Source organism: Parasedimentitalea nitratireducens, from assembly GCF_057444295.1.
The window spans coordinates 605,737-616,931 of the sequence record NZ_JBYAXC010000001.1 but is presented as its reverse complement, the minus strand read 5'-3'; the positions used below and the strand labels follow the sequence as shown (position 1 = coordinate 616,931).

Sequence of the window (11,195 nt, the reverse complement as noted above, 5' to 3'; positions counted from 1 at the left end):
ACCGACGAAGGAAATGGTGGGCGCTTGCCTGTACCTCCTTCCTTGCCGTGCTGCTTGTGGCTGGTTTTCAAGTTTTCGACAGATGGATTGACCGAACCGATCTTCCGGTCACTCTCGCCGAAACCTCAACCGAGGTGCGGGATCGCAATGGTGAATTGCTACGCGCCTATCCGGTTGGGAATGGCATCTGGCGGCTGTCTGTTCACCTTGATCAGGTCGATCCAGACTATCTGGCCATGCTTGTGCGGTACGAAGATAAGCGGTTCTGGACACACTCAGGTGTGGACTTCCGGGCTATGCTGCGAGCGGTAGGTCAGGCCGTTTGGAATGGGCGCACGGTGTCGGGTGGCTCTACCCTCACTATGCAAGTAGCAAGGTTGCTGGAGGATGGCAGCACCGGGCGTTGGTCAGGTAAGTTGCGTCAAATCCGGCTGGCTTTGGCGTTGGAACGGCAACTCACCAAGCAACAGATCCTGACCCTCTACTTAACCCATGCACCCTACGGAGGAAACCTTGAGGGGATACGAGCCGCAACCTTGGCATGGTTTGGCAAAGAGCCCCGGCGTTTGACAGCATCGGAGGCAGCGCTGTTGGTGGCACTGCCGCAGTCTCCTGAACGCCGCCGTCCTGACCGAGCTTTCGATGCTGCCCACAACGCACGCGATCGGGTGCTGGTGCGGATGGAGCGGCAGGGAGTGATCGACGCTGATGAAATGCAAATGGCACAGGCTGAGGCGATGCCGAGTCAGATGCAGCCCTTTGCCCAGTTGGCACCGCATCTGGCAGATCGCTTGCTGGCGTCCGACCTTGAAACGCAACGCTTTGATTTGACAATAGACGCCGGTGTTCAGGCGCGGATGGAACAGTTGTTGAAAACTGCCGCCCAGCAAGGGGGCGACCGCCTGTCAGCGGCGATGATGGTCGCGGATTACAAGTCGGGCGAAATATTGGCATCGGTTGGGTCGCCTGGATACCGTGATGACAACCGTCAGGGTTTTGTCGATATGACACAGGCGTTGCGCTCTCCCGGCTCAACGCTGAAACCGCTGATCTATGGATTGGCCTTTGATCAGGGGCTGGTTCATCCTGAAACCCTAATCCACGATGGGCCGGTCAACTTTGACGGCTACGCACCGCAGAATTTTGACGGCGAATTTCGCGGCGATCTGCGGGTGCGCGAAGCATTGCAGCTGTCGCTGAACATACCGGTGGTCAAGCTGACACACGAGCTGGGTGCCCCGCGCATCATGTCTGCCCTGCGCCAGTCTGGGGCTACACCGGAACTTCCCGGAGGCGCACCGGGATTGGCCATCTCAATAGGTGGCATCGGCACCAGCCTGCAGGATCTGGTGCAGCTCTATGCTGGGTTGGCGGCTGGAGGGCAGGGCGCAGCCCTGCGTGTTCGAAAAGAAATCCCAATGGCCCAGCTCGGGCGTTTGATCTCGGACGAAGCGGCCTGGCACTTGATGGACATCTTGCGTGGCCTGTCGCCGCCTCCCGGTGCTCGGGCCAAGGTTTTGGCTTATAAGACCGGTACATCCTATGGGCACCGTGATGCCTGGGCGCTGGGCTGGGATGGGCAGCATGTGATTGGTGTCTGGATGGGCCGGGCCGATGGTACGCCTGTGCCCGGTGCGTTTGGCGGTGATATGGCCGCGCCAATCCTGTTCGAGGCTTTTGGCCGCCTGAAGCCAGATTTCGACCCGCTACCACCGCCGCCGCCCGCAACGCTGATTGTCAGCTCGGCCGAGTTGCCCCAACCTCTGCGCCGGTTCCGTCCTCGAGATGCGACCTTTGAAGAACCTGCCGACGCACCACAATTGGTATTCCCACCTGATGGCGCCCGGCTGGCTCTTCAAGATGCGCCCCTCACCCTGAAGTTACGGGGCGGGGCTGCACCGTTTTTGGTTTTGGCAAATGGACTGCCGGTGCTGCAGGGCGAGCACCAACGCGAATTTGAAATTCCCAATCCAGGTCAAGGCTTTTCGGCACTTGTGGTGGTTGATGGGGAAGGGCGCTCAACCCGTGCTACTGTGCGGGTCGAATAGATCACCTCAAAAACTCCCGCGCCCATACGGTGCATCGGCTCTTGCCGATACGCCATGCCCAACGAGAGTTCGACCACCGTCAGGAGGTCAACGATGGATGGGAGGGCTTGGTTTTGCTACCGCCGCCCTTCGCGCATCCATGCAATGGTTATGAAAAACGTCATCAGTAGCAACACCAACCAAGGCGGTAGCAACTGGGACTGCACCACCGATAGCGTCTCATAGGCATTTCGCGGTGTCAGCCCAATCCAACCGCGCCCAGCTGCGGGTCGCCCGGCCCGGACATCACGTAAAACCGGAACTCCGTCCTGTAAGCGAAGCAAGCCGCCACGCGTGGGGGAGATCACCGGCCTGAGTACGTCAGCTGTTGCAATGGTTTCTTCGAACTCTCGCGGTGCGGCTGGGCCAAGGCCGATGACAGCAGATTGTTCCCCTTCGCTAAGCCGGTACAGGCCAATTTCGGGGCCTTCATATTGCGTCTCCCATTGACCGGACGCTCCTTCGCTCAGTTCAAGATCAACCGTGCTGCCGTCAGGTTGGGTAATGGTGACAGGCCCTATGGAGCTGTCAAGAGTGCGGCGCAGGATACGCATCCGTTGCCCGGTGGCCTCCGCGCTCAGGGCCTCTTCTTCCAGTTCAGGCTCCTTCATCATCCAGTGGGCCAAACGGCGTAGCAACTCAAGCTGTGGGCCGCCGCCTTCATAGCCCCTGCTCCAAAGCCAGGCATGATCAGACGCCAAAAGAGCCACGCGCCCTTCGCCAACACGGTTCAGAACCAGAAGCGGACGATCCTCGAGGCCTGACATGACGGTATGTCCCTGCGGCAGATCCACCTCGATCTGGCGTAGCCAGCGGCCCCAGTTCTCTGAGTTGCCCAATTCGGCGGTGACAGGATGCCGCTTACCCAACTCAGTGACGGATGGTTTGTAGGGTAAATCAACCACACGTGCTGTTGGGCGTGCGGGTAATACAGTGGATAGGGGCGAGCGGTAAATACTGTCAGCTGTCGCAAAGTCAGGCCCTGCCGCAACGAGAACTGCGCCGCCCTTGTTTACGTAACTGGCCACATTGTCGAGGTAGACTGCAGGTAGAATGCCACGCCTTTGGTAGCGGTCAAAAATGATCAGATCAAAATCATCGATCTTCTCAAGAAACAGCTCGCGCGTGGGAAAGGCGATCAGTGACAACTCGTCCACAGGTACGCCATCTTGCTTCTCCGGTGGGCGCAGAATTGTGAAATGCACCAGATCAACCGAACTATCGGATTTGAGCAGATTGCGCCAAGTGCGACCGCCGGGGTGGGGCTCACCCGAGACCAAAAGCACCCGCAGCCGGTCGCGTACACCGTTGATCTGCACCAATGCCGTGTTGTTGCGATTGGTCAGCTCGCCGTCTTCCATGGGCACTGTAAACTGAATGACATTGCGCCCTCCGTGCGGCAGGGTCAGTGGGAGCTCAACGTCACTTCCAATCGGCAGGGAAAACCGCTGGGGCGGGGCGCCGTCGATGGAGATATCAAGCGGAGCTAGTGGGCTATCGTTGGGCGCGGCTCCCTGATCCTCGATCCGCAGGGTCAGGTTTACCGGTTCGCCGATGATGGCAAAGCTGGGCGCATTGCTGACAATCAGGCGCCGGTCCCAATCACTTTCTTTGCCGGTCATCAACAGGTGCAATGGTGCGGGCAGTATAGGCGCCGAAGCGGCATCGTGGATCTGGCCGTCTGACACAGCGATGATCCCTGCAACGCGAGCACGGGGTTCTTCGGCCAGAGCCCCGGCAATTGTGCCCATCAATTGTGAACCGGTGTCGCCTTCGCCATCGCTTAATTTGACGTGTCGCACTTCAGTATTTGGCCGAGCCGCCAGCCGTTCAGATAGTTCGTCCAGCGCTTTGACCATCTGCGCCGAACGGTCAGACAGCAGGTTACTGGCGGTCTCGTCTGAAACAAGCAGAACGATGTCGCTAAGCGGGGATCGATCCTCGACCTGATACACCGGACCAGAGAGTGCCGCGATCAGTATCAGCGCCGCCAGACCACGCAGCGCCCAACCGGATAGCCCCCGCCAAAGGGCAATGCCCACACTAACCAGTGACAAAGCAGCCAGCACCCACAGTAGCGCCCAGTTGACAAGGGGATCGAACAGGATCGTTTGTGTCATTGTCCCAACCTGTCCAATAGCGCAGGCACATGGACCTGATCGGATTTGTAATTTCCGGTTAGAACATGCATCACCAGATTTACGCCAAACCGATAGGCCAGTTCACGCTGACGTTCACCCGCAAAGCCACGCCCAACGGGCAACAAGGCCCGCCCATTTTGATCAATAGCCCAGGCTGCCGCCCAATCGTTGCCGCCAATCACGACCGGTGTGACACCGTCGTTGAGATTGCGAAATGGCATGCCTTCAATTTGTTCGGCATTCGCGGGGGCGGCTTCAACCCAAAGCTCGCCGCGCTGGTGGCGGCCGGGAAAGGCTTGCAAAAGGTAGAAAGTGCGGGTCAGCACATGATCGCTTGGCAGTGTTTCCAGCGGCGGAATATCCAAAGGTCGCGCAAGTTGCTGGAGCTTGCGGGCATTGGCGCTGCTGGCTCCAGACCCTGATAGATTGGCATCGCGGGTGTCGAACAGGATCATGCCTCCGGTTCGCAGATAGCTGTTCAACTTGGCATAGGCTTCGGCCGAAGGCTGTGGCTGATCTGGTGTGATGGGCCAGTATAACATCGGGTAAAAGGCAAGCTCATCCTGTTCCAGATCTACTCCTACCGGAGCCGACGGCTCGATCGAGGTGCGAAAGAGCAAGGTTTCAGACAGTCCACGCAGCCCATTGTGGGCAATCGAGTCCACCTCAGAATTCCCGGTCAATACATGTGCCAATGCCAGTTCAGAGCTGAGATCCATTGGCGCAACGCTTTGCTGGGCTTGGGTCGAGCCAGGAGTTAGCCCAATCGAAGCAGCCAATGCCAAGCCCAAAACCAACCCAGTTACGCGCGACAGATGCAGTAGCCCTGACACCGCCAAAGAGGCAGCGACGTCCAGCATCAAAAACACAAGGGAAAGGCTGAGAAACGCACCACCCAGCGCGCGCTCGGGGGCCGAAAACGCTCCTATAACGGGGACGCCAACAGGCCAAGATGCAGGCAACAGCTCGTCCCCAGGTCGCAACACGTTGCGGGCCAGTTTTCGACTGCCACTGTCATAAAGGCCGGGGCGCAGGTTCGGTCCTGCTGGCGCGTCCATCAGATCGGCACCCTCGACCCCGGCCAGTGATCCAGCATCATTCAGGCGGCCAAAGCCATCAAGAACGCCGAGTGGCGTCCAGGTGGTTCCCTCCAGTTCAGTAGCGGTGGGTGGCTTGGCGGCGGTGGACACCGCCAGTCGCTCCAGCATGTCAACAAACAGGCCGGACAGCGGCAAATTGCTCCACTCTGCATTGGCGGTGACATGGAACAGAACCACTTGCCCCTGACCCAAAGGCTTGCGTGTGACAAGCGGTGTACCATCGCCCAGCTCGGCAATGACGCGGTCAGCAAGGTTCGGATCTGGCTGTGCAACCACTTGCGAACTGACTGTGACTTCGTCTGGGATTGGCAGCCCATAAAAGGGCGATTCTTCGTGGAAAGGGGCGAGCGTCTTTGGTTCTCCCCAGCTCATGGCGCCGCCAAGGCTGCGGCCGCCACTGCGCAACCGCACGGGCATCAAGGGGTGCTCTTGGGAACGTGAGATATCGCTGGCTGCCAACCGAGGCCCGGCAAACCGCAATAGCATCCCGCCACTCTCAATCCATTCGGTCAGTGCTTGTTCCGCGTCAGGCGGCAACTGCGCCATATCTGCCAGGATTATGACATCTGGGTTGGCGGGCAGCAGATCTTCCAGGGATCCCTCGAACAACTCGGCGGTAGGTTGCAGGGCCTGACGCAAATAATGCAGGGGTGACAACAAGATCAGTCCTTCGTTGTCGGTCTGCGAAGAGATCAGCGCCACCTCACGCCGCCGCAGGCTGTCGTCGGTCAGGGCAATCATTCCAGCCGATCCGGCCCCCTGCAGCTCAAACCGAGTGATCCGTGCCCGCAGTTCGGAAGGCAGGATCAGACGGGCGCTGGCAGTTTTGCTTTCTTCGGCGAAATCGGCAGTGGCCGAAGCTAGGCTCCGCATGGTGCCGCCCGGATCTAACCCCTGGGCCAGAATTGAGACCTGTTGCGCCGGTCCGGGCGCACTGCGAATGGCCTTTAGCTCAACAGCGCCGTCTGAGAATTGTGCAGGCAACAGACCTAGAGTATTTGTTGCGGTCTGATGGACTGTCAAATCACCGCGGCTGCGCAGCACGGTGGTCAGCTGCTCTCGCTCGGCATAGTGGACACCATCGCTGAACCACAGGGTATCAAACCCAGTCTCAACGGCGGCAATTTGGTCAAACGAGGCGGTTATCTGTTCAGTTGATGGCTGCCAGGGCTGGGGTAACAATCCAGCCACACGCTTGCGCCAGGCATCGGCAGACTGGAACTGCAGCGGTTCTGGGGTGGTCAGGCGCAACACAGCCACCGTGCGGCCTGCGCGGCCTGCTTCGCCAAGCTGGGTCGAGATTTGTTCGCTGGTTTGCTGCCAGTTGTCTGCTCCGGCCCAGCTTGCGTCCAGAACCAGTAACAGTGGACCACTGCCGGTATCGTTTTGCGCTGGGTTCAGGACAGGGCCGGACAGGCCGATGATCGCTGCTGCAACGGCCAGCATGCGCAGCAGCAACAGCCACCAAGGGGTGCGGTCAGACAGACTGTCGTCATCGCTGAGCCCCAACAGCAGGGTCACTGCTGGGAATACGCGACGGACCGGTGCAGGTGGCACAGCGCGCAACAACAGCCACAAAATTGGCAGCGCCAACAGCCCTAGCAAAAGCCAGGGTGCGGTAAAGCCAATGCCAGCGAAGGTCGTCATGATGTTGTTCTTTCCAACGCGTGATAGAGCCACAGCAAAGCAGACTGGGCGCTGTCTCCGGTATGGTGCAGCCCCATCCGCCAGCCAGTCGCACGGCAGAGTTGATCAAGTGCGTCGCGTCGTTCAGCCAAACGTTCAAGGTAGCGATCCCGCAGGGCCGATGCCTTGAGTGTTTCGTGCCGCATACCGCCACTGACGCTTTCAAAAACGGTGCGGCCCGTAAATGGGAACTGTTCCTCGCTGGGGTCCAGAACCTGTAACAGGACGCCCCGTAGGCCCCGATCTGCGGCTTTGCCCAAGGCCAGTTGTAGCTCATCAAACGGCCCAAGAAAATCAGAGATGAATATGCCACGCGCATGTGGGATCATCGCGTGGTGCTCGGGCGGGGTATAGTCGGTGTCGTCTTCGATACTCAACGCTTCGGCCATACGCAGGATCTGCATGTTGCCACTGCGGGGTGGCAACGTGGTGCCTGTTAGGCCAACCCGTTCACCACCCCGAACCATCAGAATCGAGGCCGCCAGCGCCAGCTTGCGTGCCCGGTCAATTTTTCGTGGCAGGTCGGGCGACGATGCAAATTGCATGGAGCCACCTTGATCGACCCACACATGCACGGTCTGCGCAATTTGCCATTCTCGTTCACGAATGAACTGTTGATCCCCCATGGCCGAGCGACGATGGTCGATCATGTTACGGGCGTCACCAGGCTGGGCTGGTCGGTACTGCCAGAAATCGTCGCCCATTCCGGCACGCCTGCGCCCGTGCTCCCCAAGAAGGACAGATCCAGCCAACTGCTCTGCCTGCACCAGCAATGGCGGCAGGTTACCCGCCTCTACTTCGGCACGGTGCCGGAGCCCAGTGGCTTGAGAGGCGATAGAGCCTGTCACGCAGCGGCCTTGGACCGAGTGATTTCAGCTGCCGTGTCTGCGATCAGTTCAATCAGGCTGTCTCCACGCGCCCGTGCGGCAAAGTTCAGCGCCATGCGGTGGCTCAATACTGGTTGAGCCATATCGATGACGTCCTCGGCGCTGGGGACAATGTGTCCCTGCAACAAGGCACGTGCCCGAACCGCCAACATCAGCGCTTGCGCCGCGCGTGGGCCAGGGCCCCAGGCCACAGTCTGTGCCACCCGCTCAGAGACACCGGGTTCTGTGGGGCGAAACGCACGAACCAGATCCAGGATCAGTTCCATGACTGATTCCCCCACGGGCATCCGGCGCAGCAGGGTTTGCGCCGCTATCAGCTCGTCGGCCGAGAAAACCCGTGTGGCCTTGCTGCCTTCTATGCCGGTGGTCGCCAGAAGAATATCTCGCTCGGTGTCGCGCGTTGGGTAGTCAACATCAATTTGCAGGAGGAAACGGTCCAACTGGGCTTCGGGCAAGGGATAGGTGCCTTCTTGCTCGATGGGGTTTTGGGTCGCCAACACATGGAATGGCTGGCCCAATGAACGATCCTCGCCGGCAACCGTCACGGTTTTTTCCTGCATCGCCTGCAGCAGCGCTGATTGGGTGCGGGGGCTGGCGCGGTTGATCTCATCCGCCATCAGCAACTGGCAGAACACTGGCCCCGGCACAAAGCGAAACGAGCGATGGCCATCACTGTCGGTATCCAAGACCTCGGACCCAAGGATGTCGGCAGGCATCAGATCAGGTGTGAACTGTATCCGGTTTCCGTCCAGTCCCATGACTGTAGAGAGGGTTTCCACCAACAGTGTTTTTCCCAGGCCGGGAAGACCGATCAACAGCCCATGACCACCACATAAAAGGGTCGATAAGGCGAGATCCACAACGCGTTCCTGACCAATGAATTGCCGGGTGATGGACTCCCGCGCCTGCTGTAGCTTTTTCTGCAAAGTCTCAATTTCAGTCATCAGGTCGTCGGGTTCGGACATGACATTCCCTTCCTCGCGAATATATGGTGGTACTCTATCGTGTTGCGGGAGAATGGCAAAACCAATGAGCGGACAAAATCACGTGAGCCCATCTGCCGAGGGCATTGCTGCGTCTGTCAAAGCAGCCCGGGGTGGCGGATTGCCGCCTGTACACCTGTGGAACCCTGCTTTTTGCGGTGATCTAGACATGCGCATCGCCCGCGATGGCACCTGGTTCTACCTCGGAACTCCGATAGGCCGGTTTGAGCTGGTCAAACTGTTTTCGTCGATTCTCAAACGTGAGGACGGCAAGTATTTCCTGGTCACCCCCGTTGAAAAAGTCGGTATCATCGTCGATGACGCGCCCTTTGTGGCGGTAGATTTCGAAACGCGGGGAAGCGGGCCTGAACAGGTACTTAGCTTTACCACCCATGTTGGCGATCATGCTATCGCCGGGCCAGACCACCCCATCCGCGTTGAACGAGATCCCGAGACCGGAGAACCCTCACCGTATGTGCTGATCCGGGCCGATCTTGAGGCACTGATTGATCGCAAAAGTTTCTATCGTTTGATTGATCTTGGCGCCCATCATGATGGGTGGTTTGGCCTGTGGTCGTCAGGCCAGTTTTTCCCGGTCATCCCATCGTCCGAGCTTGAGGAGTGATGAAGTAGAACCTGTGTAGCTGATATCGGCAATCTGTAGCTCAAGGTCGTCAATTGTGCGCAATTTGAATGAAACGCTGCACCACTTGTTACATATCTTGTGGCAGTAATTCATAAGCTCCAACTCCGGACCAGATAGCCTTAATCGCGAAAGGTGCCCAATGCCCAAATTTGCAGCCAACATATCTCTGCTATTTTCTGAACTGCCCTATCTGGACCGTTTCTCAGCTGCGGCAGAAGCTGGGTTTGAGGCTGTGGAAATTCTGTTCCCCTATGAGACCGCAGCCACGGAAACCCAGCGGGCCTTGATGAGTAATGGTCTGGAACTGCTGCTCATCAATGCACCGCCACCAAATTATACCGGCGGGGAGCCTGGGTATGCGGCCATTCCTGGGGGAGAGGATCGCTTTCAACGTGATATCCGCCGGGTGCTGCGCTACGCCGAGGTGCTTCGACCGGGGATGATCCATGTGATGGCGGGCTATGAAAAAGGCGAAGAGGCAAAGCAGACCTTTATCCGCAATTTGCAGTGGGCCGCAGATCAGGCTCCGAAACAACAGTTCACCATCGAACCGTTGAACAGTGGCGACCAGCCTGGGTATTTCCTGGACGACTACAACTTGGCGATCGAAGTGCTTGCAGCTGTGGGTCGGCAAAATGTTGGCCTGCAGTATGATGCCTATCACGCGCAAATGATCCATGGCGACGCGGCCCAGGTCTGGGAGACTTTTGCGTCTCATGCCGCGCATATCCAAATTGGCGCGGCTCCCGCCCGCAGCGAACCGGGGCAGGGACCGGTGGATTTTGAGGCCCTTTTCGCGGCGTTTGATGCCAGTGGCTATCAAGGGTGGGTCAGTGCTGAGTACACCCCATCAACCAAACGAACCGAGGACAGCCTGGCCTGGATGTCCTGAGCGAATGCACGCATTTGTGTGCACAGGCGCACTGGCAGTACCGTTCCAATTGCTGCTACTTTGCCCAGACGCACAACTGCAGAGGCCGCTTTAAATGATCCCAGCCCGCTTTGCCCCGATCCTGTTTGGGTTCATCCTGTCAGGCGTGATGTCAGGTATTGTTACGTTGGTCGTATCACTCAAGAACCTTGGTTTTGAAACGCACACCCTCGGCGCCTGGGTTTCCGCCTGGACTTTCAGCTGGCCCATTGCCTTTGTTGTGGTGCTGGGTGTGGCCCCGATGGTGCGGAAACTTGTGACCAAACTGGTGCGCCAGCCAAGCGAGAGCTAACCAAGGCAGGCGCTCCGGCGATCTACTTGTGACCATCTAGTACTGACGCGGGCAGTCCAAATCGTTGTTTGCATCAATTTCCTGACGCGGAAACCAGATTTCCTTGTAGTCAAACCGAACAACAAACCCACCATTGCCCCAGGCCCACGTTCCTGTGCCCAATACCTTGGAATAGGCATCGCAATCGCGTCCTAGATACATGGTTTCAATACCGGTGATCACTTCGGTCATGACCCCGCTGCCAGAAAACCGAGCAACAGGGTAGCGTGACACCAGCACTGCTCCGTCTTCGTTCAGGCTTGCGCTGTATTGGTGGCCTTCTAGAGAAACATAACCCCAGGCATCTTGGCTTGCGACGGCATTCGGAAGCCCTAAGTGGATTGCGAAGGCTAAAGTGGAAATGACATATTTCATGGCCCGTGATACCCCGCTTGGTCTGTCC

The 11,195-nt window shown here is 58.4% G+C and carries 9 protein-coding genes; 4 read left to right on the top strand and 5 right to left on the bottom strand.

Features of this window, described 5'->3' with window-relative positions; genetic code table 11:
- Window positions 1-47 precede the first annotated feature (47 nt).
- Entirely contained in the window at window positions 48-2,048 is a 2,001-nt protein-coding gene (pbpC, locus tag AC2T28_RS03165; protein WP_486747490.1) for a penicillin-binding protein 1C, read from the top strand.
- Window positions 2,049-2,164: 116 nt separating this feature from the next.
- Here pbpC and AC2T28_RS03160 read toward each other — a convergent pair whose 3' ends face one another.
- The 4 genes from AC2T28_RS03160 to AC2T28_RS03145 are packed head-to-tail and all read right to left on the bottom strand — an operon-like array spanning window position 2,165 to window position 8,866.
- Window positions 2,165-4,207: a hypothetical protein gene (locus tag AC2T28_RS03160; protein WP_486747489.1), complete on the bottom strand. Its 2,043-nt coding sequence runs from the start codon at window positions 4,205-4,207 to the stop codon at window positions 2,165-2,167.
- Window positions 4,204-6,975, bottom strand: coding sequence for a DUF4159 domain-containing protein (locus AC2T28_RS03155; RefSeq protein WP_486747488.1), 2,772 nt, complete (start codon window positions 6,973-6,975; stop codon window positions 4,204-4,206). Before AC2T28_RS03155 ends, AC2T28_RS03160 begins: the two co-directional genes overlap by 4 nt.
- Window positions 6,972-7,862: a DUF58 domain-containing protein gene (locus AC2T28_RS03150; protein WP_486747487.1), complete on the bottom strand. Its 891-nt coding sequence runs from the start codon at window positions 7,860-7,862 to the stop codon at window positions 6,972-6,974. Before AC2T28_RS03150 ends, AC2T28_RS03155 begins: the two co-directional genes overlap by 4 nt.
- Entirely contained in the window at window positions 7,859-8,866 is a 1,008-nt protein-coding gene (locus AC2T28_RS03145; RefSeq protein WP_486747486.1) for an AAA family ATPase, read from the bottom strand. The genes AC2T28_RS03150 and AC2T28_RS03145 overlap by 4 nt, the downstream gene beginning before the upstream one ends.
- Window positions 8,867-8,930: 64 nt before the next feature.
- Between AC2T28_RS03145 and AC2T28_RS03140 the strand changes: the two genes are divergently transcribed.
- The 3 genes from AC2T28_RS03140 (at window position 8,931) to AC2T28_RS03130 (ending at window position 10,753) form a co-directional block, all read left to right on the top strand.
- Window positions 8,931-9,509 (top strand): DUF1285 domain-containing protein, encoded by a 579-nt coding sequence (locus tag AC2T28_RS03140; protein WP_486747485.1) that lies wholly within the window; start codon window positions 8,931-8,933, stop codon window positions 9,507-9,509.
- Between the two features lie 160 nt (window positions 9,510-9,669).
- Window positions 9,670-10,422 (top strand): hydroxypyruvate isomerase family protein, encoded by a 753-nt coding sequence (locus tag AC2T28_RS03135; RefSeq protein ID WP_486747484.1) that lies wholly within the window; start codon window positions 9,670-9,672, stop codon window positions 10,420-10,422.
- 94 nt (window positions 10,423-10,516) lie between these two features.
- Window positions 10,517-10,753: a DUF2798 domain-containing protein gene (locus tag AC2T28_RS03130; protein WP_486747483.1), complete on the top strand. Its 237-nt coding sequence runs from the start codon at window positions 10,517-10,519 to the stop codon at window positions 10,751-10,753.
- A gap of 36 nt (window positions 10,754-10,789) precedes the next feature.
- Here AC2T28_RS03130 and AC2T28_RS03125 read toward each other — a convergent pair whose 3' ends face one another.
- A complete protein-coding gene (locus AC2T28_RS03125; protein WP_486747482.1) occupies window positions 10,790-11,167 on the bottom strand; it encodes a hypothetical protein in 378 nt (125 codons plus the stop codon).
- Window positions 11,168-11,195 lie beyond the last annotated feature (28 nt).

Bases quoted from the DNA above. Each gene is read 5' to 3' on its own strand.
- AC2T28_RS03140 (WP_486747485.1), top strand. From the start codon at position 8,931: ATGAGCGGACAAAATCACGTGAGCCCATCTGCCGAGGGCATTGCTGCG.
- AC2T28_RS03145 (WP_486747486.1), bottom strand. From the start codon at position 8,866: ATGTCCGAACCCGACGACCTGATGACTGAAATTGAGACTTTGCAGAAA.
- AC2T28_RS03155 (WP_486747488.1), bottom strand. From the start codon at position 6,975: ATGACGACCTTCGCTGGCATTGGCTTTACCGCACCCTGGCTTTTGCTA.
- AC2T28_RS03125 (WP_486747482.1), bottom strand. From the start codon at position 11,167: ATGAAATATGTCATTTCCACTTTAGCCTTCGCAATCCACTTAGGGCTT.
- AC2T28_RS03130 (WP_486747483.1), top strand. From the start codon at position 10,517: ATGATCCCAGCCCGCTTTGCCCCGATCCTGTTTGGGTTCATCCTGTCA.
- AC2T28_RS03160 (WP_486747489.1), bottom strand. From the start codon at position 4,207: ATGACACAAACGATCCTGTTCGATCCCCTTGTCAACTGGGCGCTACTG.
- AC2T28_RS03135 (WP_486747484.1), top strand. From the start codon at position 9,670: ATGCCCAAATTTGCAGCCAACATATCTCTGCTATTTTCTGAACTGCCC.